The sequence below is a fragment of the Rufibacter aurantiacus genome (assembly GCF_017916345.1).
GTDB lineage: Bacteria > Bacteroidota > Bacteroidia > Cytophagales > Hymenobacteraceae > Nibribacter > Nibribacter roseolus.
Genome location: NZ_JAFMSV010000003.1, coordinates 245,982 through 268,267, shown reverse-complemented (window position 1 = coordinate 268,267; position 22,286 = coordinate 245,982). Strand labels below are relative to the sequence as shown.

Annotated in this window: 20 protein-coding genes; 7 read left to right on the top strand and 13 right to left on the bottom strand. The window is 50.3% G+C overall.

Annotation, left to right across the window (positions count from 1 at the left end; genetic code table 11):
• Nucleotides 1–63 precede the first annotated feature (63 nt).
• From J3P34_RS11635 to J3P34_RS11625, 3 genes are all read right to left on the bottom strand, one after another.
• The gene (locus J3P34_RS11635) at nt 64–525 is read right to left on the bottom strand and encodes a DUF4268 domain-containing protein (RefSeq protein WP_210488867.1); all 462 of its coding nucleotides are present in this window, start codon (nt 523–525) and stop codon (nt 64–66) included.
• 429 nt (nt 526–954) lie between these two features.
• Complete coding sequence (locus tag J3P34_RS11630) at nt 955–1,941, bottom strand: aldo/keto reductase (protein ID WP_210488866.1); 987 nt, start codon at nt 1,939–1,941, stop codon at nt 955–957.
• A gap of 194 nt (nt 1,942–2,135) precedes the next feature.
• Entirely contained in the window at nt 2,136–3,029 is an 894-nt protein-coding gene (locus J3P34_RS11625; protein WP_210488865.1) for an aldo/keto reductase, read from the bottom strand.
• A gap of 295 nt (nt 3,030–3,324) precedes the next feature.
• On the opposite strand from J3P34_RS11625, the gene J3P34_RS11620 reads away from it, so the two are divergent.
• On the top strand, nt 3,325–3,654 hold the full coding sequence (locus tag J3P34_RS11620) for an antibiotic biosynthesis monooxygenase family protein (protein ID WP_210488864.1): 330 nt from the start codon (nt 3,325–3,327) through the stop codon (nt 3,652–3,654).
• A 123-nt stretch (nt 3,655–3,777) separates the two neighbouring features.
• Here J3P34_RS11620 and J3P34_RS11615 read toward each other — a convergent pair whose 3' ends face one another.
• On the bottom strand, nt 3,778–4,455 hold the full coding sequence (locus J3P34_RS11615; RefSeq protein WP_210488863.1) for a transmembrane-type terpene cyclase: 678 nt from the start codon (nt 4,453–4,455) through the stop codon (nt 3,778–3,780).
• A 144-nt stretch (nt 4,456–4,599) separates the two neighbouring features.
• Here J3P34_RS11615 and J3P34_RS11610 point away from each other — a divergent pair, with 144 nt between their 5' ends.
• On the top strand, nt 4,600–5,139 hold the full coding sequence (locus tag J3P34_RS11610; RefSeq protein WP_210488862.1) for a 2'-5' RNA ligase family protein: 540 nt from the start codon (nt 4,600–4,602) through the stop codon (nt 5,137–5,139).
• 130 nt (nt 5,140–5,269) lie between these two features.
• On the opposite strand, the gene J3P34_RS11605 is transcribed toward J3P34_RS11610, so the two are convergent.
• The 3 genes from J3P34_RS11605 to J3P34_RS11595 all read right to left on the bottom strand — a co-directional run bounded on the left by J3P34_RS11605 (nt 5,270) and on the right by J3P34_RS11595 (nt 10,541).
• Entirely contained in the window at nt 5,270–8,602 is a 3,333-nt protein-coding gene (locus J3P34_RS11605; RefSeq protein WP_210488861.1) for a UTP--glucose-1-phosphate uridylyltransferase, read from the bottom strand.
• Between the two features lie 52 nt (nt 8,603–8,654).
• Nucleotides 8,655–9,605: a UTP--glucose-1-phosphate uridylyltransferase gene (locus J3P34_RS11600; RefSeq protein WP_210488860.1), complete on the bottom strand. Its 951-nt coding sequence runs from the start codon at nt 9,603–9,605 to the stop codon at nt 8,655–8,657.
• 210 nt (nt 9,606–9,815) lie between these two features.
• Nucleotides 9,816–10,541, bottom strand: coding sequence for a Mut7-C ubiquitin/RNAse domain-containing protein (locus J3P34_RS11595; RefSeq protein ID WP_246853687.1), 726 nt, complete (start codon nt 10,539–10,541; stop codon nt 9,816–9,818).
• Between the two features lie 177 nt (nt 10,542–10,718).
• Here J3P34_RS11595 and J3P34_RS11590 point away from each other — a divergent pair, with 177 nt between their 5' ends.
• Together J3P34_RS11590 and J3P34_RS11585 are read left to right on the top strand one after the other, a co-directional pair.
• Nucleotides 10,719–12,053, top strand: coding sequence for a cryptochrome/photolyase family protein (locus tag J3P34_RS11590; RefSeq protein ID WP_210488858.1), 1,335 nt, complete (start codon nt 10,719–10,721; stop codon nt 12,051–12,053).
• A 203-nt stretch (nt 12,054–12,256) separates the two neighbouring features.
• Nucleotides 12,257–13,132, top strand: coding sequence for an aldo/keto reductase (locus J3P34_RS11585; RefSeq protein WP_210488857.1), 876 nt, complete (start codon nt 12,257–12,259; stop codon nt 13,130–13,132).
• Nucleotides 13,133–13,421: 289 nt separating this feature from the next.
• On the opposite strand, the gene msrA is transcribed toward J3P34_RS11585, so the two are convergent.
• On the bottom strand, nt 13,422–13,973 hold the full coding sequence (gene msrA, locus J3P34_RS11580) for a peptide-methionine (S)-S-oxide reductase MsrA (protein WP_210488856.1): 552 nt from the start codon (nt 13,971–13,973) through the stop codon (nt 13,422–13,424).
• Between the two features lie 400 nt (nt 13,974–14,373).
• Between msrA and J3P34_RS11575 the strand changes: the two genes are divergently transcribed.
• Nucleotides 14,374–14,832 carry a DUF1622 domain-containing protein gene (locus J3P34_RS11575; RefSeq protein WP_210488855.1) on the top strand — a complete coding sequence of 153 codons (459 nt, stop codon included), beginning with the start codon at nt 14,374–14,376 and terminating at the stop codon, nt 14,830–14,832.
• A gap of 107 nt (nt 14,833–14,939) precedes the next feature.
• On the opposite strand, the gene J3P34_RS11570 is transcribed toward J3P34_RS11575, so the two are convergent.
• Entirely contained in the window at nt 14,940–16,793 is a 1,854-nt protein-coding gene (locus J3P34_RS11570) for a serine hydrolase domain-containing protein (protein WP_210488854.1), read from the bottom strand.
• Between the two features lie 321 nt (nt 16,794–17,114).
• Here J3P34_RS11570 and J3P34_RS11565 point away from each other — a divergent pair, with 321 nt between their 5' ends.
• Entirely contained in the window at nt 17,115–17,591 is a 477-nt protein-coding gene (locus tag J3P34_RS11565; RefSeq protein ID WP_210488853.1) for a DUF4126 family protein, read from the top strand.
• A gap of 146 nt (nt 17,592–17,737) precedes the next feature.
• Here the strand turns inward: J3P34_RS11565 and J3P34_RS11560 are convergent, their stop codons facing one another.
• From J3P34_RS11560 to J3P34_RS11550, 3 genes are all read right to left on the bottom strand, one after another.
• A complete protein-coding gene (locus J3P34_RS11560) occupies nt 17,738–18,598 on the bottom strand; it encodes an MBL fold metallo-hydrolase (protein ID WP_210488852.1) in 861 nt (286 codons plus the stop codon).
• Between the two features lie 344 nt (nt 18,599–18,942).
• Nucleotides 18,943–19,641 (bottom strand): LuxR C-terminal-related transcriptional regulator, encoded by a 699-nt coding sequence (locus J3P34_RS11555; RefSeq protein ID WP_210488851.1) that lies wholly within the window; start codon nt 19,639–19,641, stop codon nt 18,943–18,945.
• A gap of 369 nt (nt 19,642–20,010) precedes the next feature.
• Entirely contained in the window at nt 20,011–20,619 is a 609-nt protein-coding gene (locus J3P34_RS11550; RefSeq protein WP_210488850.1) for a pseudouridine synthase, read from the bottom strand.
• Between the two features lie 273 nt (nt 20,620–20,892).
• Between J3P34_RS11550 and J3P34_RS11545 the strand changes: the two genes are divergently transcribed.
• Nucleotides 20,893–21,627, top strand: coding sequence for a DUF3667 domain-containing protein (locus tag J3P34_RS11545; protein WP_210488848.1), 735 nt, complete (start codon nt 20,893–20,895; stop codon nt 21,625–21,627).
• A gap of 62 nt (nt 21,628–21,689) precedes the next feature.
• On the opposite strand, the gene thpR is transcribed toward J3P34_RS11545, so the two are convergent.
• Nucleotides 21,690–22,241, bottom strand: coding sequence for an RNA 2',3'-cyclic phosphodiesterase (gene thpR, locus J3P34_RS11540; RefSeq protein WP_210488847.1), 552 nt, complete (start codon nt 22,239–22,241; stop codon nt 21,690–21,692).
• Nucleotides 22,242–22,286 lie beyond the last annotated feature (45 nt).

Genomic DNA, 22,286 nt, shown 5'->3' with positions numbered 1-22,286 from the left:
TTACATTTTTCCTTTCCTTACCAGGCAAGTTGCTGGCCCAATGGTAATGCGCTCCTAGAGCCTTTATTTTAAAGATTCAAAGCTATACTGGGCGTCGCTCCAGAATTCATCTAAGGCAATGATGCGGGGTTTGAAGAAGGAAATAAGAGTGGGCCAGTCTTCCCGGTTGAAAATGTTCACAGGGCCTATCTCTTTGTAGATCCTGCTGATGGTCTCTCCGTACTCATTGGTGGTGTGCAGATCCCATTCCCACTCCTCGCCCAGAGTTTCATGCAGGTAAGTTTTCAGCTCCAGAAATTGCTCAAAGAAAAGCTCCTGGATTTCGGGGTCTGGGTGGGTCATTTCAATCCCAATAGAGGCAGATTTGTTTTCGGCCCGCATCCTGAAGTACACATGCTTGAGGCCGGTTTTGTAGTTAGACCAGTTGATCTTTAAGCCTTCGGCGGAGGGGTGCGGCGCGATGTACTGGCCAAAGGTGGTCCAAAAACTTTGTCTTAGCTGGGAGGCTTGTTCTCTGGTGTACATAACTGGGGATTCTACTGGTTTAATTAAGTCGCCATGCCATGGAAAATTCCTTTATGGCCTACAAAGAGAACGGCAAATCTAAGGCAAGGGATTAATTATAAGTACCTACATACATTAAGTACAACAGCTACTTTGCTTAATCCAAAAGTGCTTCATTCAAAGGGAGTTCTTCCTAAAAAATAGGCTGGAAATACTTATTTTTAGGTATTTCAAGTGGACAGAGAAAAACGGTACTTTGCTAGCAGATAGGGTTTGTTTATCAAACTCCATCACAGGGTTTTATATTTTGTCTGAGAAGGGGGCATCGGGGGACGCCCCCTTTTTATTTGCCCGTTCCCCAGGGTTTCCTCTCCCCTTTAGCCTTTTCTGTAAACCAGATCAAACCTCAGGAAAGAAGAAACTACCAAAAAACTTGGCTTTAAATGAGACTTACCACTGCTGGTGCACGGTGGGTTTAATGTACCGGTCGTAGATGGTGCGTACGCCCTCCATTTGCTCCTGAGTTAAAGCAGGCAAAGCGGCGGCCGCCAGGTTAGAAGTCACCTGCTCAGGGCGCGAGGCTCCTGGAATTACGGTACTAACCTCTGGGAACATTAGCACCCAACGCAGTGCCCAGGCGGCCAAAGGCTCCTCTCCCGGAAATAATTTCTTCAGTTCTTCCACGGCCTCCAGGCCCAGGTCAAAATCTACTCCCGAGAAGGTCTCCCCTTTGTCAAACGCCTCACCGTTCCGGTTGAAGGCGCGGTGGTCCTGGGAATTGAACGTGGTCTGATGCGACATCTTACCCGATAGCAATCCGCTGGCCAGTGGCACCCGCACGATAAGTCCCACGTTGTTTTTCTGGGCGGCCGGGAACAGCTGCTCTATGGGTTTCAGGCGGAACATATTGAAAATCACCTGTACGGTGGTCACGTTAGGAAAACGCATGGCCATGAGCGCCTCGTCTACCAATTCCACGCTCACCCCCAGATTACGGATCTTGCCTTGCTCCTTCAGTCGGTCAAAGGTCTCGAAGATCTCGGGGCGGGTGTACACCTGGGTGGGCGGGCAATGCAGCTGGATCAGGTCCAGGGTGTCCAGGTTCATGTTGCGGAGGCTGCCTTCCACATACCTGGTGATGGATTCTGGCGTGTAGCCTTCGCTTACATGCGGTTGGATCTGGCGTCCGCATTTGGTGGCGATGAAAACCTCTTCTGAGCGGCTTTTCACCACCTTGGCCACCGCAGCTTCGCTCAGGCCATCGCTGTACACATCGGCGGTATCTATGAAATTCACGCCCGCGTCAATAGCCGAGTGGATGATGGCTTCTGCGGTCTGCTCGTTGAAGGGCTCACCCCAGCGGCCTCCCACTTGCCAAGTTCCCAATGACACTTCAGATACATTGAAGCCGGTTTTCCCTAATACTCTATAGTTCATGTGTTCTGTTTTATGGATGCAATAAAGGTATGTACTCCAGATGGACCCGAAAAGATAAAGCCCTGACCTGGATTTTGAAAATGTCTTGGACCAGGCACCTTGTTTTACCCCTGTTTCAGGTAAACGGCCTTAAATCAGGAAAGACAAACCAGATTCGGTTTTAACCGGTTCTGCCTTGCTTTCCCAACTTTTGATTAACGGTGTTGCTGGTAAATATCCGTGGGCACCTGGGTCTGGAGTGCCTTGATAACCTCCGGGGAAGTGGCAGGTACGTCCGCCAGGGCCAGGGCTTGATTTAGGTGCGACTCAGTTCTGATGCCCAGCACCGCCGTGGTCACCGCCGGATGGTGCAGGACATATCTCACCGAGGCTTCTATGGCATGATCCGCTCCTACGATGGCCTTCACAGCCTCGGCCACCTGGGTCACCTCCACCGTGGTATGGTTCAGATAAGGTTTGGGTGTTTTGCCCAGTAAAAGCCCCTGCGCCAGGCTTCCGCGGGCCAATACTCCAACCTGGTGTTGGTGTAGCAGGTCAAGCATCTGTTCCTCGGGACGGCGGTCCAGCAGACTGTACTGCATCATGACGCTTACCAGGTTAGAACGCTTCACGTACTCCCTGATCACATTAGGCCGGATGGACGAGATGCCGTAGTGCCTGATTTTGCCTTGCTGTTTTAGCTGTTCAAAGGCCTCAATGGTTTCGTCAATAGGATCCTCAATGGTTCCGCCGTGCAGTTGATACAAGTCTATGTAATCTGTTTGGAGGCGCCGCAGGCTTTGCTCTACCGCCTCCAGGATGTACGCCTTGGTAGGGTTCCAGTCCCAACCGCTGCCATCGGGGCGCCACTGGTTGCCTACTTTAGTGGCAATGATCACCTGGTCGCGCTGGCCTTTAAAAGCCTTGCCTACGGTTTCCTCGTTCCTGCCTTTCTCGTACAGGTCAGCAGTGTCAAAGAAATTGATTCCGTTTTCCCGCGCCAGGTGCAATAGCCTGATATTTCCATCCTCGGACCCGGTCAGGGACATACACCCAAAACTCACCTCGCTCACTTCTAAGTCTGAGGTGCCTAGTAGTTTATAGTTCATATGTTCATCTTCTGCTTTACAAGAGGCGAAAACCTCCAGAACCAAAGGTAACAGGAATCGGGTTTCTGGCCTGATTTCCTAAAAGTAACCCTTAAACCCAAAAGTCAGGGTAAAGTAATGGAAACGGATTGTCTTCCTGGAAGATGTAGTAAATAGGTCATAAGGGTTGATTTTTCAGAATTGGTATCTCAAGCGTATAAATAGAAGATTATAGCTAATAATCTTCTAGATACTCCATTTCAACCTTTAACCCTATTTCACTTGATTAATATCACCTTACCAAATGGCTACTGACATGAAAGAAAACTATTACACCCACGCGCTTTGGCATGTGCAGGAAGGAAAAACAGAAGCGTTCCTGCAGGCTTGGCAGCAGTTCGGAAAGGCTTTGTCCCAGGTGCCCAACTCCCCTCAGGTACGCGGAACCTTGATCCAGAATATCAATGATCCATTGGTGTTTTATTCATTTGGCCCATGGGAGTCTTTGGAAGACATCCAGGCCATGAGGAGCGATGAGAACGTTAGAAAAGCCCTGTCTTCAATTCTAGAACTTTGCTCTGAGGCCGAGCCTGGCCAATTTAAAACAGTAATGCAATTGGAATTCCCGGGTTCAAGAACACCATAACCCTAAACTACGGTCAATTCATCCATTTTCGCCTATCAAACCAATCAGAAACATAGGTATTAAAGTGGCTCTTGAATGAACCTCCTTTATTGCTTTTCTGACCAGACTAAATCAATAGTGGCTTTACAGCCTTTTCCAGGGTTTGATGCCTTCTGCCTTCATCACGGAGTACAGCAGCAGTACGTACACCAGGTCCAGCACAAAAATGCCGAAGTACAGCAGCATCAGCAGGTATGAGTTGGGGAAATACAGGTAAAACAGCACCGATGGGAAAACCGTGCCTACTAACTTGCTCAGGCCAATGTAAAGCGATTGCCCGGCCGAGCTGTTCCTTTTCAGCACCATCCGCACGAAAAGCACCGACATCATCAGGTTCTGGGCAAAGGCAGCGTAAATTCCGATGTAGTCGTTGAACTCCCGGGCCATAAACGAGATCATCAATCCGCAGTAAACCAGGGTAAAGAGGAAGGTGGTGTAGAAAAGCTTCTGGGGTAGATGCAAGGGGAACTCGCCGCGGCCAAACCGCAGGTACTGCACCATGATGCCTACGTCAAACAGCAGCCACAGGTAATCTATGGACAACTGCGGCTGCGGATGCGGGTGGACAAAAGAAAAAATAAACTCCCAGGCTAAATTGGCGCATAAAGCCACCATGGGCATGCCATAAAACCTGTCTTTGAACCCTCTTCTCAGGATCAGGATATAGGCGATGGTCCAGAAGAGGCCACTGCCTATCATCAGAAAACTGCTTAACGTAGCGTCTAGGTGAACCGGATCTTGCAACATACCTTCTGCTAACATGTACAACCCCACTTAGGTTAGGGCCACCAGGTAATTTTTCTTCAGCCTTCCTACTTCAATGGAAATGAACCAGAAGCAAAAATCGGAGTAGAACCTAAAATCTAAAGCTGGAATTAAACCCTATGCAACAAGCCTATAAGCCCCATGGAGTTGAACCCGTTGATCTTAACGCTCACCCTTAATCCCGAGGCCGCTGATTTCTTTACCCAATTAAGAACCCAGCACTTCCCGCCCGAACGGAATTACCTGCAGGCCCATTTAACCTTGTTTCATCATCTGCCGCCAACGGAGAAAAGCATCCAAGTAACTTTGGAGCAGATTTGCCAAAAACAGCCTCAAATCACTTTAGAAGTAACTGACCTCATGAGCCTGGGCAAAGGGGTGGCCTACAGAATAGCCAGTGAAGAACTGCAGAAGTTGCACAGGTACTTACAAGAGCAATGGGAACTGTTCCTTATTCCGCAGGACAAACAGAAACTCCGCCCGCACATCACCATCCAAAACAAAGTAAAACCTGAGGAAGCCATAGCCCTAGAGCATGGCCTTAGACAGACTTTCCAGCCATTTCAGATTTCAGGCATCGGGTTTACCCTTTGGGAATACCAGGGTGGCCCCTGGAAGCTGCTCCAGGAGTTTCCTTTTCAGCCTGTTTGTGAAAAAACAGCCTCCGAACAGATACATTAGGCACAGAATCTAGTTTGCGGAGAGGTAGTATGAAATAAAGACGATTTACCTTTCCAATCCTGAGCACCTTCTGTTGAAGGCCGGAATGAAAAGTAAACTGTCTTTGTGAGTACTTCCTCTAGAGGATAATTTATTTGAAATCGCCTAAGGAAACGATGTAGTCTCTGCTGCCATCGGTTATCCAGGAATCCAGCTGCGCGGGGTCTTTCATCTGCTGGCCCCGTTGCCGCGGCACGGCAATATACCCGCACTTGATATCCGGCAAGGCCGACATATCGCTCCAGAGCTTTTCAATCTGAGCCACGGGGTAGATATCTTCCTGCCCGTGCCCCCAACGGTATTTCACATCTTTGATGGTCACGTAGGTTGGCATGCGGTGCGCTACGCTTCTTACGGCCTTAGCAAGCAGCGCCTCCTCCCCTTTTAGATCGGCGCGGGTGAGCCCGAACAAGGTCAGCAGCGGATCAATCTGAATCCAGGTAGTCATGGTGTTATAGTAGCTCAGGTTCAGTTCGTCTTCCTCCCTGGGCTGGGCCAGGCCTTCCAGCAGGCGCACTTTCCCGTTCACGCGGGCCAATCCGCCCCCACGGTCCTCAATGCGGCGCGGTACCACTTCAAACGTGAGCACGTTCCCACTCTCCAGATGATAGCCCAAAGCAGCAGGGTTGAGATCGGCGCCCAACGTATCAATGTTGTGCAGCATGATGGTCTCCAACTGCGGATGCTCGTCCATAATCTGCGCCAGCACGCCGTTCCGAAGCATGTTGGATACCTCGTACCAGTGACCCAGCGGCGAGAAGCGCTGCGAGGCGATGTTGTCTACGTAATCGGAGCCTTCGCCCTTCGACTTGGCCCAGCCAATCATGGCCCTTCTCCCCGCTTCGCGGACCTTCTGCTTGTTCTCATCCAGTGTCTCCTGCGGCATCTCCTCCCACAGGAACCTGAGATCACGCTCCATTGGCACATACCGCTGCCCGATGGACCGGCCCGTGGACAGGTACACCGGACCGGCATAGCCGTACTTCTGCGTCAGCTCCAGTTTCTTCCGGATGGGTTCATGGGTAAGGTAACTTGTAGCCACGATGTGCGGAAGCAATGCCCCGTATTTGGCGGACACGGCTTTGGTTTTGGCCAGGTGGATTTCCAGGAAACTCCGGTGCACACCTTCCACCTCCACAAACGGGTTCAGGGCTTTGATCACGCCGGCGCCTTTGGTCCATCGGCTGCCCACGCCAGCGGCTAAACTTAGCACGGCTATCTTCCCGGCTCTAATTGCTTCCTCGCCGGTTTGCGCAGCTTGATAAAGGCTTTCCAGCTTAGCGATGTCTGAAGGCTGCACGTCTTCAATGGTGGTCTCGTTGGGCAGACGGTTGCGGGACAACCCGATGTAGCCTTTCTGCAGCTGCTCCCTTATTTCCTCATGCTGGATAAAGTCAAAGCCGTTTTCTTTCTTGATCCGATCGGCTTTCTCGTTTTCCTGGCTGCGGCTGCCCTGACTGGACGGGTCAGACACCTTGAAAAGGTTGCTCACAATGGTACGCAGCAGCGGATACGCCACGTTGTTCTGTCCGCATTGGGTAGTGAAGAAGTCAATCTCTGCCCGCCGAACATATGAAATAGTCTGCGGATCTTTCTTCACCAGGTCAGAGACGTGGATGCCATAGTACTGCTCAGGCATGAGGGCATCCTGGCCCTGGTGCAGGTAAGACCACGATCCTTTCTCGTTGATGCGCCAATTGTAGACCACCGGCTCCATGGCGAAAGGCAAGGAATCAGACAGCTCGCTTTTGGTGGCCCGCAGAATCTCCAGCACCTGGTGTTTGTAGTCTTCGTACTGATCTGGGTTCACGAACATGCCCATGCCGCCTCCGGACATGCCGCCCAGCATCAGGAAGCCCAGGTAGTTCTCCCCGAACTGCTTTTTAGCCCGCCGAATGATTTCCTCGGTGAAGTGCGTGGAAGCCCAGGGAATGATTGTTTTGATGGGCTTTTCAAAATTATGGGCCGTATTCGCCGCTAACTTTCGGATGTCACCTTCTTTGAGGGCAGCCAGGATGTTATCAAAAACCTGGTTCGTCTGTTGCCGCGCCTCCCACTCGTTCTCGCCGCGGAGCAGGTATTTCTCGGTCACCATTTCCAGGATGGGTCCTACGTTGGAGGCCATGCCGCCATGCATGAGCACGAGCGAGTTCATGAGCTTGTGGGCCATCTCGGGGTGAATTTCCCCGTTTTGCAATACCCGGTGCCGTGGCAGCAAAGTACCCCGGCTGATGCCTGCCTCAGGGTCACCCTCCTGGGCAAACGTGCCCTGGATGGCTTTGATGCCCGGCCACACCCCGCCTGAATCTTGCCAACCGCCGCCGGAACCACCAATCCACTCGCCCAGAATGGCCCTTGAGGCCACCAGGCGGCGTTCGCTTTCCTCCAGACCGCCTACCAGATTAAGGGTCTGGCCGGTGGCGCGCATGAGCAGGCTGATGATGGAGCCCAGCAGGTTCGTAGACACGGCAAACCTTGAACCCTTGGGAATATCATTTACCCGGGTCACCAGCTCAATACCCATGCCGGGCGCCACGATGCGGGCCAGGATTTCAGGTAAAGACTGGTTTGTGCCTTCAAAAGACGGCGGAATCAAACCAGAGGCAATCACCCCGGCTTTCACCAAACTCAGGTAATCGTTCCCGAAGTTGAATAGGTCATCCAGCTCGGTAATATCCTTGGAGGTGTTTAAGTCAATACTGGTCAGCCGCAGCACCGGCTCGGGGATCACGCGCACATAGGACTGCAACGGGGGCCGGATGTCTTTGTCACGCCCGAATACGCCTAAGTCTATGGAGATATTGAGCACGCGGGCACCCTCGGGGTAATCCATTCCCAGGAAGAAGATATCTGACCAGCCGCTGTGGGTTAAATCCATCCGCACAGAGGTCTGCTCCTCCAGCACCGGGTAGAAAAGCGAATTCTCCTGCCGCTGCAGCAACTGCGGATGGATTCTGATGGGATGCTCCTCCTGGTGCCCCACTCTGAACATCCACTGGTTTCCCTTGCTGGAGCGAACGCTCTTGCGCACCTGGTCGGCCAGGATCTGGAAAGACAAATGGTGGTAGCTATCGGCTAAGCCGCTGAACAAGGCCGCGTTGGCGCCGTGGGCATCAATCTCTTTGAAGAAGGTAGTGATGGCCTGCTCAAACCTGCGCGATAAAAGGTCCTCGAACCCGGCGTATGGGATCTTCCCGGTTGCTGGGGTATCGGCAGATTCCATGAGGAAAAAGCGGAAGCCGGCGGCCAGGAAAAGGATGGCGCGTACCTTATCGTATAAACTGGGGGTAGTTTTCCTGAATTCATCCAACTCCCGCAGCGCCTGGAACAGCTCTCTGGTAGAAAGCCCCCGGCTCATCTTGAAAAAGGAGCGGTTCCGTTCCTCGGGGTTGGTGGAGGTAATGGTCTGTATAAATATGTTCATCTGGCTCTTTCTATGCAATCTGGAACGTCCTGAATAAAGCGCATTTTATGCCTTAGTTGGTTTTCCGCTGATTAGCCTCGGCCAGGAGTTCCACCATGGACGTAAGGGTTTCATCGTGGGCCTGACCAGCTAAACCAAGGGCAATCTGAGCCTGTAGCAAGCCTTGCTTTTTACTGAGATCATAGCGGTTGCCCTTGACTTCCAGCGCCAGGTATTTCTCCGTGGCAGCCAATTCCTGCAAAGCGGGCGTGAGTTGTACGTTTTGGCTGCCGTTTTTCAGATTCGCTTCCAAAATACCGAAAACCGTAGGCGTTAAAACGTGCATCCCGAAGAAGCAGAGGTAATAACCGGCTCTTAAGCCAGGAGTTTGCAGTTCCAACTCGGCGATGCTCAAAGAAGGTTTCTCAATGATCCGGTCAATTTGGTAAACTCCTTTCTGGTTAGCCAGGTGCTTGCCCGTTAAGGTGCCGTACCGATGGATCTGGTGCTCAATGGTGGGGTTTACCGCCGATACCGCGCAACCCTCCTGCACGGCCAGGTTGATCAACTGGGTAGTACAACGTTGGCGTACCAGGTCAGAAACATATAAATGGTCGCCCAGCAAAAGCAAAAAAGGCTCTTCTTTGACAAAGTCGCGGGCGCAGTAAACCGCGTGTCCAAAACCCAACGGCTCAGTCTGTTCTACAAACTGGAGGCGGGTGCGCAGGTTGTCTACTTTTTCGGCTTCTTCTTTGGCCCAATCGGTGCCGGAAAAAGACTCAATAAGGTTATTGCGGAGAGAGGTGAAAGCCTCCTGATAGCGGGGACCATCGCCGGGGGCGCAAACCACACAGATTTCCTCAATGCCACTGGCAAAAGCTTCCTCGGCAATGATCTGGATAACGGGTTTGGACAGGCCGTCAATGTCCACCACTGGTAACATGGCTTTCTGAACGGTATCAGCTACGGGGTATAGTCTTTCGCCGCGGGCGGCCGCTGTAATGACAGCTTTTCTTACTTTCATAATCAGGTATGATATCAGTGATTTGGGGAATCAGCAAAATATTCCAAGTACTAATTAAGCATATAATCTTGGAAGTGCATGAATAAGGGAAAAGGAATACAGGCTGCCGATGCCTTTACCTGCAGGAACTCCTTGAGAACTTGTTATTTATAATTGGGAGATTTTCCTGCTTTCAATCTAATTCTGTTAAAAGCCCCTGGAAACGCTTGACTATAGCCGCTCCAGAAAACCCTGCATTTTGTCATAATGAGAGCCTTTCCAGTACACCCGCTGGCAAATGGGGCATTGGTAGAATTCCTGAAAGTACGCTTTGGTCTTGGGTTGTAGCAGGGGCAAAATAGATTCCTTTGGAACCTCGGCGATGCTCCCATTACACGCCATACACCGGGTAAATGGCTGAGTTTGGGACTTCAGCCCGAACCTCTTCATCACTTCCGCTAATTGCGTTTCCAAATGCTGAGACCTTAGCCAGTAGCCCCACACAACTACTTTCTGTTTGAGCAGGCCGATATCCCTGGTAAGCACAATTCGCTGTTCCTTGGCGGCAAGCTGCGCTATGGTTTGGTCATCATAATGGTTCTCGTAAAGGGTATCAAATCCCAGTAAACGCAGGTAACGCGCCAGTTTTCCCAGGTGCACATCCAGCACAAAACAGGCAGGTACCGGGCTCTTTATTTGCAATGGAGGCAGCCTTTCGTAACTCTCTTCACAAACTATTGGATACGCCTCCACCCGTGCTCCCCGAGGTAAGGAATCCAGGAACGCGGCGGGCTGCCCCTCAAGGAGAATGCTTCCAATTTCGGGGTGAGGTACGCCTAAGGCTTCCAAAGCGTCTTTGAGGGCAGGTGCTCCCGTGAATGAATAATTAAACCATTTCTGCCTTTGGTGCTTTGGTAAGAAGTCCTGCAGGCGGCCATGGAAAAAGATGTGGGCCATATTCTCCATTTTATACTCCTACTAAGAAAGCCCTTAAAAGTTCTTGCCGCCAGGTTGTGAAGGATAAAACAGGCTATACACTTTGCTGTATTTGGATTGGCGGCTTACCCATCCAAAACAAAACCTTCTCCTGAAGGGTTATTTATTTAAACACCACAAAATTTCAAGCCTTTTCCTTTGCAAGTACCCATAGTTCTTTTCTGGTTCCGTCGCGATCTCCGGCTGACAGATAATGCCGGACTTTACCATGCGCTCACCTCGGGGTTTCCGGTGCTGCCGATTTTCATTTTTGACCAGGAAATTTTAGACCAGTTTCCCTCGGGCCCAGATCGTAGGGTGGAATTTATCCATCAAACCTTATCAGGTATATCCCAGGAGTTGCAAGCCTTGGGTTCTACCCTGGTAGTTAAGTATGGCAAGCCCCTGGAGGTGCTGCAAACACTTACAGAGCAATGCGAAGTGAGAGCCGTGTACGCGAACCACGATTACGAACCTGCCGCTATTGCCAGAGACCAGAAAGTGGCAAATTTTCTGGAGGAGAAAGGGATCGCTTTCCGGACTTTTAAAGACCAGGTGATTTTCGAGAAAAAGGAAGTGGTGAAGGACAATGGGACGCCTTATCGGGTGTTTGGGGCCTACCGGAAAAAGTGGATGAGCACGCTTTCAGACTTCTACCTTTCTTCTTACCCTACAGAAAAGTACCGGCAAAACTTTCTCCAAACTGATACCCAACCTATCCCCAGTTTAGAGTCGATGGGCTTTACACCTAGCGGGGACACCCTCTTCCCTCCTGCCCAACTGCCCGAAACTATCATCAGAACTTATGAATTTACCAGGGATTTACCTGCATTGGCGGGCACCTCAAGGTTGGGGCTGCACCTGCGGTTCGGGACGGTGAGTGCGCGCGAACTGACCAGGAAAGCCGTGGAATTGAATTCCGTCTGGCTGGGAGAACTGATCTGGCGCGAGTTCTTCATGATGATTCTTTTCCATTTTCCGCACGTGGCCAGCCGGCCCTTTAACCTGGAGTATGAGCACATGGCCTGGATTAACCAGGAAGATCAGTTTGAGCGTTGGTGCAATGGCACAACCGGTTACCCCATTGTGGATGCCGGCATGCGGGAACTCAACGCAACGGGTTTCATGCATAACCGGGTGCGCATGATAGCGGCCAGTTTTCTTGTAAAACACCTGCTCATTGACTACCGCTGGGGCGAAGCTTATTTTGCCCAGAAATTGCTGGATTACGACATGGCCGCGAACAACGGTAATTGGCAATGGTGTGCCGGCACCGGTTGTGACGCTGCGCCGTACTTCAGGGTTTTCAATCCTGAGACCCAGGCCAAGAAATTTGACAAGCACAAGGAGTATATCAAAAAGTGGGTACCAGAAGTGGGCACCTCCGCTTATCCTTCCCCCATGGTAGACCATGCCTTTTCGAGAGAAAGGGCCCTTAAGACGTATAAGGCCGCCTTAAACAAAGCAAGGGGAATTGCTGAGGACAATCGGTAATACCCATCCTAATTCCGAAGATTTTCAAAAGTCAAAACCTGTAATGCTTATCTATGATAGGCCTTCTGATTAGAAGCTGTTTTTGCGAGAACTCACCAAAAACGGAAATAAATTCTTGAGGATAGTATCCTGAAGGTAACAGCGTTGTGACAACTTCTTCGTTGGAAAAGGGTACATCCATAGACCATAACATATTTACTACTATGGCAGATACACCAAGAACATTTAACCCCAACTATAGCCTTGGGGCCGATTTAACGGTCAACCGTATGGGTTTTGGGGCCATGCGCATCACCGGCGAAGGAATCTGGGGACCACCCAAAGACCGGGAAGAGGCCATCAGGGTATTGCAAAGGACCGTAGAACTGGGCATCAATTTCATTGACACCGCCGATTCTTACGGTCCCAACATCTCCGAGAAACTCATTGCCGAGGCCCTGTACCCTTACCCCAAAGACCTGGTCATCGGGACCAAAGGTGGTTTGCTGCGCACCGGTCCTAACCAGTGGCCCATAAATGCCAAACCAGATCATTTAAAGGAGGCCTTGGAGGGAAGTCTGCAGCGCCTGAAACTTGACCGGATTGACTTGTACCAGCTGCACCGCGTAGATCCCGAGATTCCGTTTGAACAGTCGCTAGAGTTTCTGCAGGATGCCCAGGAACAGGGCCTGATCAAGCACATCGGGTTGTCTGAAGTAAACGTTGAGCAGATCCAGATTGCCCAAAAGTACGTGGAGGTTGTATCGGTGCAGAACATGTACAGCTTTGATAATCGTAAGTGGGAAGCAGAGCTCATGTACTGTGAAGACAACGCCATGGCTTTTATCCCGTGGTACCCGCTGGGCGGCGGGAACATGAAAGCCCAGGAAACACTGGATCAGGTAAGCCAAAAGTACGGAGCAACGCCCCACCAGATTGCCCTTAGCTGGCTCCTGCACCGGTCACCCAACATCCTGCTCATCCCCGGGACCTCCAAAGTGAAACACCTGGAGGAAAATTTCAAAGCGGCATCCATTCCCTTGTCTGAAGAAGATTATGAAGCTTTGAACCAAATTGGAGCAGACACTTTCATTAGTTAGCTTTTTTCAAAAGTAATGTTTGCAAAAACAGCAGGCATGAACCGCATGGTTGAGTTGCAAACCGAGGAATTAGCTTCCCGTTTTTAAGGTATTTTGTTCAGATTTGAGCTAAAATACAATCCCGGTACTTTTGATTAAAGAAAAGCATTTAGGTAGTTATAGATACAAAAATAGAGGAACAGATTAACTGTTCCTCTATTTTTGTCATGCTTAATAAATCTCTTAATTGAGCCAATTCATTCTACTCTATTGAAATGGTTCCTCAAAGTTTATTAAAGTAAAACAAAGCTTAGCTTTTACCCCAGTTCCTCTCCAGGAAACCGGCTCTACCAGAACCTACATAATATCTTCCGTAATGGCTGGGGTTTTTCTTATAATAATCCTGGTGGTATTCCTCGGCGCGGTAAAAAGGTGCGGCCGGAAGAATAGGCGTCACAATGGGGCTTTCAAAAGGACCATTTTTCTGGATTTCTTTTTTAGAAGCCTCGGCTTGCTCTTTCTGCTGCTCTGAGTGGTAAAAGATAGCGGTTTTATAGCTTGAACCCCGGTCCCCGAACTGCCCACCGGCATCGGTGGGGTCAATAGCCTCCCAGAAAATGTTGAGAATCTCTGGGTATGAAATTACTTGGGGGTCAAATGTTACCTGTACTGCCTCGTAATGGCCCGTAGTCTCGGAACAAACCTGCTCGTAGGTAGGATTGGGGACGTGACCGCCGGTGTAACCAGAGACCACTTCTATGACCCCCTCGTACTTGTGAAAGGGTTTCACCATGCACCAGAAGCAGCCGCCCGCAAACGTGGCGATTTCATATGTTTTATCTTTTTGCGTAGTGTCTTCCATATTGGTATTTAATATCAAAGGCGTTTATTCTCTCTAAACTCTTTCCTGGTCCTTTTGTTGCAACACAGCAAACTAAGGGAACCTCCTGGAAAGGCGAAAGAAACTTCAACCTGATGTATCAGGATTCGTTTTCCTATATAAAACATTTTTTAAGCCACATAATAAGAATAGATTTTGGTGTATCAATTAAGAATAAAAGCAATTGCTCAAAACCAAAAGTCATCCTTTTTAGATCAGTTTTTAAGCCTCCTTTTACAGGCTTATTTTCTTAAAACAACTACAAAACATGATTATAAATCAAGTTATAAAAAGGCCTTCATTTCTGTTTCAGTTAGCTTTTAGGTACAGCTAATTTCTACAAATCCCGTTAAAGGGAAAACCGTTACCAAACAAAACAGCCATGCACTATTTGCTACAGCACCAAGGTTCTGAGGAGATTGCCAAACCTGCCTTCGGGGAAATTGAACAAACCATTATCCAGGGAGTACAGGGCTTGAAACTGTTTATTGAGACCATTGGGGCCTTAATCATTGGTATAGGAGTGCTTATAGCCCTCTTTTATCTGGTGAAAGGCCTGATCCCGCCGCAGGTGGAAAGTTACAATAAAATCAGGTTGGTGCTGGCCCGCTACCTGGCGCTGGCGCTGGAATTTCAATTGGGAGCAGATATCCTCTCCACGGCCATTGCCCCTACCTGGGACCAGATTGGTAAACTAGGTGCTATTGCAGTCATCAGAACGGCGCTCAACTTCTTCCTGGCGCAGGAAATGAAAGAAGAAAGAAAAGCCGAACAGGAACCTGCCCAGGACCGGGGTCTGGTACCGGAACCAAAGGAAAAGAAGGACTCTCCTTCAGCGTAATATGATACAGTTTCAAACTGAATACCCTACCTTGAACCCCTGCTTTAGTCGTTCCGGAAAGACAAGCTTATGGCCTGTTTTAGTAAAATCAGCCGTTAAGCGCGGAGCTATTGTACTGAAGCAGTTGCTTTCTCTCTCCGCTGGATGGCAATATAAATGGCGTCCAGAATACGCTGCCGGATTTTCATGGAGATCAGTTTATCAGAGACTTTGGGGTGCACCCGGTTAGAGAGGAAAACATACACCAGCTCACTTTTTGGATCAACCCAGACGCAGGTTCCGGTATAGCCCGTATGGCCGTAGGTTTGTGGCGAAGCCAATTGGGAAGGGTACATTTTAGTGGAATCCGGGTCCCAGCGGTCAAAGCCCAGCCCCCGTCGGCTCACCGCCGATTGCTTTTTCGTGAACAGGTCCACCGTTTCGGGGTTGATGTAGTTTCTGCCGCCGTAGGTGCCGCCGTTCAGCATCATCTGGTAGAGAATGGCCAAATCGTTGGCCGTGGCGAAAAGACCTGCGTGCCCAGACACCCCGCCCATGCGGGCCGCCCCGCCGTCGTGCACGTAGCCGCGCAGCAAGGTTTTCCGGAAAGTGTTGTCAAACTCGGTTGGTACAATACGGCTTTGGGGGAATCGGTTCAGGGGAAGATAGCCGGCTGTCTGCATGCCTAAAGGACCATAGAACTGCTTCGCCACGAAGGTATCCAATGAGATTTGGGCTTGCCGCTCCACCGCCTCCTTTAAGTAGAACATACTCACATCGGCGTACACGTATTTGCCCTTTACGCCCATTTTAGCGTTGAGCATGCGCGGCCAGAGCACGGTATCAAAATAGTCTTTTCGGATAAAAGCGCTGTCCGAGGCTTTGACCGTGTACTGCGGCGTTGGGATGCGGCTTACATCCTGCGCTTGCAATGGCAGGTACACCCCGGCCGGCAAACCCGATTGGTGCAATAACAAATCCCTGATTTTGATGCCTGCCTTATTGGTGATCCTGGCCGAGGGCACGTAATACCCGAAAGAAGAATCAAGGGCTATTTTTTGCTGGTCATACAGGTTCATGATGGCCATGGTGGTGGCCGAGATCTTGGTCAGGGAGGCGACATCGTAGATATCAGAGATCTGGGTGGCCTGGGTGTTTTCATAGGTGTGCGAGCCATAGGCTTTTTGGAAAATGACCTTCCCGTTTTTGGCTACCAGCACCACCGCCCCCGGCGTGGCCTGCGCCCGAATGGCTTCGGTCATGATGGCGTCAATTGGGTCCTGCAATTCAGAGGTCTTAATGCCTACTTCTTCCGGTACGCTGTACTTGAGCCTTATGGCTTTGGTTTTGAATCCCTGAGCTTTCCTGTATTTAGCGGAATAATCCTGCGCCAGACTATTGGAAGCAGGCACCCCCCCGAAAACCAACTGCGCCGCAAAACCTGCCGCCGCCGCAGATTCTTCTTTGCACCAGATAAGCGGCACAGTTAAACCATCTACCAATTCCAGGTGCTCAGGATCACCGAAAGCCGCCACCACCAGTTGTTTACGCCGCTGCAGTTCCAGCAGAAGGTTGAGGTTGCGCGGCTCATCCAACGCGGCGGCCCCTACCTGCACAATCACGGTTTGGTAAGCGGCAAGGTCGCTCAGGAGCCGGTCAAAAGAAGCATCCTGGGCATAAGCTGCGGCGGGAAAAGCGGTCACGGCCGTGTACTTGTTCAAAAGGCTGTCAAACTGGGCGGCATAGGTTGCCTGCAGAGAGACACTGGCTATCTGCTGTTCCAGGTTCTTGATGGGCACCAGGCTATTCTGATTATTCAAAAGGACCGTGTTCTTTGCCGCTTCTGTGTGTTGCTGCAACCAGGTCTGGCTTTTTCTGTTCTCAATCCGCTGGGCTTTGGTGCCGCAGGAAAACCCGGTAATCAGAAAAAGGATGAGAACTGTCTGGGTGAGTATTTTATTAGGGAAAATAGTGAATCGCATGCTGTGAATATTGACCTGATAGCCCAAGGCAGAAAAATTTATCTGGTTTTCTGAGCCCCTGTAAAACAGAAAGATAGGCAAAACTTCTACAATTGCCTTTCGCAAAAATATCTGAAGGATTGATATGAGGGCTGCCTTAACAGATAAACTTTAAACCCTGTACTATATTTTGCCTTTGGCCGGGTTAAGTTTTGTATCTTGTTGTAAAGGCTGTTTTTCAGAAAACAACCTCAAAAAAGCCTCCATTTGCCTAAAGGTTTCCGGCCATGGTTATAATAAACCCACCTCTTCCGTATAGGTTCTAAAACCAAGAACAAAACTATGGAACTCTCACTCACTACCCACCAGAAAGCTTTGGCCATGGGTGCCATTGCGGGCATGCGCGCCATGACCGCCCCGGCAATTCTCGCCAACCATCTCTCAGATTCTCCCTCCCTTAGCCTGGCAGGGTCTAAGCTAAACTATTTGCAAAAATCTGGAGTGGCTACGGGCATGCAGATCCTGGCCGTGGCAGAAATGTTCGGCGATAAATTTCCGCAGGTGCCTAAACGCATAGTACCCATAGAATTGCTGCCCAGGGTTTTCTCGGGGGCTTTGGTGGGCGCTACCATTGCGGAGTTAAACGGGGAAAGCAGGGTTACAGGAGGTTTGCTGGGCATAGTGGGTGCGGTGGCCTCTAGCTACGCCTTCTATTTCCTGCGCAAGAAATTAGGCAAAGCCACCAAACTGCCAGATGCAGCACTGGCTCTGGCAGAGGATGCTTTAGCAGTGAAACTGGGCACCTCCATCTTAAGGTAGCCTTCAAATCAGAAGCCTTATTTACTTTTCTATCCTCCTGATTGAGGGTTAACGGCTCCTTCAATTAGGCTTTAACCTCTTTCAGGAGGACAGAAAAATGAGGGTAGTTCCGCCGAGGCCTTTTCAGGAAATTACCCGGGGGAAGATTAACTATCCTCCTCTTCCTCTTCCACAAATTTGCCGTGCTTGGGAATGGCAATGGTGTCAAAGTCCCGCACCAGTTTCCGAAGGCCAAGGGTAAGTGCCGTGCCAGACATGTGCTTCCCGTGGCCGGGCACCATCAGGTTGGGTCTGAGCAATTCCAGTTTCCTCGCAGATTCCCAGGCCGCCTGCCAGTCGGTGGTGAAATAGCGGGGCGGCCCTTGTACCTCCTCGGTTTGCAGCAGCACCTTGTAGAAAGAATCCTGTTTGACGGTGATTACGGCATCGGCTGAGATCAAGGTTCGGTCTACTTCCCTAAAAAGTGCCACCTGGCCTGGCGAATGGCCGGGCGTAAGAACCCATTGCCAACCCGGTAACCCCGGTACCTCTCCGCCTTCTGGCAAGGGCCGCAAAATGGCCTCACTTATGTTAATGGGTTCATTGGGATAGATAGAGGCAATCTTAGCCAGCACCCCTCCTTCCACGGTTGAATCTGGCTCAGGGTAGGCCTTACGACCAGTAAGGTAGGGAAACTCAAATGGGTGGGCGTATACCAGCACCTGCCAATGCTCCAGTAAGCCCTTGAGGCTGCCCACATGGTCAAAATGGCCATGGGTGAGGATGATGGCAGCCGGTTGGTTATCTTTCCCGAAAACCGCCTCCGCCACCTCCAGGATCTCCTCTGTGCATTTGGGCATGCCGGCATCTACCAGCACCCAGTGCGAAGGGGTACCCACCATCACAAAATTCACGATCTGGTTTGTGCAATAATACACATCGGGGCAGACCTGCCAGATTTTACCGGAGGAAACCGATGACATGGGAATGAACTTGTAATCCTGGCCAACGCGTACATTAGCATCCATAGGAATCAGGTTTTGGGAAGGGAAATTCGCATGTACCTCAAGAACCAAGTACCTCTGCCCTTTATTCTAGAAAATAGGAAAAGATACTTTCAGCGTATGCCGCAGACCAGCGCTCCAACGAAAGCCCGCGCGGTTTTCGCTTTGTTTTTCAGAAATCGGGGTCTAAACAAGAAATGGCTTTCCTTATCTTATCTCACGGATGATGGCTTTGCCTTGAAAGCCAACATATTCATTTGCTTTATACCAGATAGGTTTATTTTAACGGACATATGCCAAGGCCGTTCAGAAAGCCCATGGTTTTAAGGCTTATTTTTAGAAAATCAGTATTTATCCGGAGGCTTTTTTCAGCCCAGTCCGGCTTCTTTGGCCAGCGCCACCAGATCTGCTACGTTGGAGGTGCCTAAGCGCGCCTGGATGTTCCGCCGATGGGTATTTACCGTATGCACACTCAGGAATAACTGGTTGGCAATACTTTTGGAGCTTCTGCCCTGGCACACCAGGCAAAGGATCTCAATCTCGCGCTTGCTAAGGCTCCTGATGAGGAGTTCGTTTTTGAGCCGGAGGTTCTCCTGCAGGGCGGTAATCAGTTGTTTGTCGGTGTTCATGCGCGGGCTCATGTCTACATCCACGCATAGGATTTCTTTTACCTGACCATCTTGTTCATGCGAGAAGGCCTTGGCCCACCCCATAAACCATTTGTATTCTTCCTGCACTTTGTGTTTGGCCCGGAAAACACCCCCAAACTCGGCCCCCGTGAATTCATGGTAGTGGGCAATGCTGTCATCGGGTATGTTCAAGTCCTCGGGGTGTACAATCTGCTTCATGTACTCCAAACCGCCCATGCGCCTGATTTCCTCCAGGGAATAGCCCAGCGTTTCTTCATTGGTTTTGTTGCACCAGACTACGCCTTCCTGCAGGTCAGAAAGGTAGATATTGGCCGGTACCTCATGCACTACCCGCTCCAGGAAGGCGCACTTTTCCTCTAGTTCACGCACCTTTTGCTCTAATTCCTGCAATTTGTCTAAAGAGGGTACCTTGGTCATGGGGATTGATCTAAGGGTTTACTTCTGGCCCAAGAAGTTACCGGTATATTTGGTTCTATTCTTAGGTATGCTGTTTTTTGATTTGGAAACCTGATCAAAACTACCTTTTACATAAGCAGTAACACCATTCTTCTGCCGGTTTAATCACGGCAAAGTGAAACCCTAAATTAGTATTCTTCAGCAGCATGAACAAACCTCCTTATTGGTTACACAACGTTTTATTTACAATTGGAGGCAAAATGGAGAAAATAAAGCAGAAATTTTGCAAAAAACCATAATGGTTCCATAAATAATTAGCCAATTTCCAATCAAGAGCAGCAAAAAAACATGAATTACAAGTAGAACTTACATTTTGCCAAAGGTGGCCTCTTAGGTGGTGGGACCTATCTCTTGCTGCAAAGAGAATTGGGGTACTTCCTGCACCTCACCAACGCCCATTGCCCCTAGGGTTATGGCCCCTATCCTTACCCTGATGAGGCGTAGCGTAGGAAAGCCCACGGCAGCGGTCATTTTCCGGACCTGCCGGTTTTTGCCCTCGGTGAGCGTGATTGAAACCCAGCTGGTGGGGCCGTGCCGATCGTCGCGGACGCGACGGGAGCGCTCCGGTACGTCTGGGGCTGGGTCTAGCCTGGAGGCTGAGCAGGGCAAGGTAAAATAGGGCTGCTTTTCATGCGCAATCTCAATGCCGCCCTCCTGTAAACGGGCTATTGCCTCTGGCGTGATGAGGCCGTCTACCTGCGCATAGTATTCTTTCTCCACCTTGCGGCCCCGCACGTACTCGCTCATCTTGCCGTCGGTGGTTAGTAGCAAAAGTCCCTCGCTGTCCTGGTCCAGCCGGCCGATTGCCATGGTCCCTGCCGGAAAATCGTATAAGTGCCCTAACAGCTTCTTGTTCTTCGGGTTTCCGATGAACTGACTGAGGTAGCCGAAGGGCTTGTGCAGGATGAAATGGCGGTGGAGGGTTTCTGGCTGGGTCAAGGAAAAGTATATTTTAGGGCAAATTTCCGGAAAACAGGCCAGAATCGGAAATCACGGCAGAAATGCTCTTTTGAGCAATGGATTTGTTTCTTTTTAGGGCTCCTTTTCTTAAAAGAGGCTTAAAACCATATGGGGCTTTTACCTAAGACATCGCAGAAATTAAGCTCTAAAATGGAAAGGAATCGAATCCTACTTCCCTATCCAATCCTGGTATTCACCTCTGGCTAGAATGCCGGAAGTTTGCTATCTTTCAATACATTAGCCATATAGAAGATGCAAGCTACTCAAACCGCCACCCGCACTTGCCTGAACTGTTCTGCGCCGTATGAACATGACCAGAGTTTTTGCCCTTCCTGCGGACAGAGCACCCATGTACATCGGCTCACGATGGGGCACATCCTGCACGAATTCTTCCATGCCATTTTCCATACAGACACTAGCATCTTCGGGATTATCAAACACCTTATGATAAGACCAGGCTACATTGCCAGGGCTTATGTAGACGGAAAGCGCAAGAGCCTGTACAACCCCTTCAACTTTCTGGTGGTGTTGGTGGCACTTTCCATCCTCATCATCAACCTTTCCGGGGTGGATGTTTTCCAGGCCCGGAACGGCAACCCGGTGGCCAACCTCATGACCAAGCACTTCAACCTGGTCATTTTCTTTACCGTGCCCCTCACCGCCTTGTACACCTCACTCCTGTTCAGAAAACAGGAAGTAAATTTTGCCGAGGCCGCCGTTCTCGCCTGCTATACGGCGGGGGAACGTACGGTCTTCTTCCTGGTGTTGGTCATTCCACTGATGAAGTTCTTCCCTGAGCACCACCTGGCCATTATTTGGTCATATCTCTGGCTGTATGCTCTTTACTTTGCCATGGCCTGTGTGCAATTCACCGGGCAGCGGACGGTTCTGGGTTTCTTCAAAGGCATTCTGCCCACCATCTTTCTGCAGATCACTCTGTACCTGCTTATTTTCCTGGGCATTTACCTGTACCACGTACTCAAATAGAGCTTAACAGGCGTTTTTCTGAAAAGCAGTTCTAACCAGACCAACTTGCCCCAGATATAAGTTCATGAGAAGGTAAGCGGGTACTCTTCCACGATGGTATAAATGGGGTGTGGTGAAGCCAGTTGTGATTGCCAGAGGGCGAAAGAAGACACCGGGTACATAACATCTTCAGGAGGGGTGACAAGGGGCAGGTCCCTTGGCACGGTGCCCTCTTTCCGGAAACGGCATAGCGTCACGTGCGGAATGAACTTCTCTTGTTTGGGTGGGGCGGGGGCCAGCGCCTGGGTAAGGTCCTGGCTCAGTTTTGAAAATGCCTCGTTTTGCGAAAAACGAGCCCAAATCAGGCGGGGCGAACGCGGCTTGGGGCCTGGCTCCAATTGCTCTAAAAGCAAAGTGAAAGGTACATGCCTCTGCGCTACCTGGGCCAGGGTCTGCCGGATGTAGGTATCTTCCGTGGTGGGAACGTTCCCGATGAAGTAAAGGGTCAGGTGCAGGTTCTCCTCCGGTACTGCCCTAATGTTTGGGTCTTCGTAAACCTGCCGGGCCTGCACCAGGTAAGATTTGACTTCTGCCGGCAACTTGGCAGCCACAAATAATCTGATTTGGTCTTTCATGGACATAGGCGCGTGATTTTTAAGGTAAACTTTTCCCCTTTACGT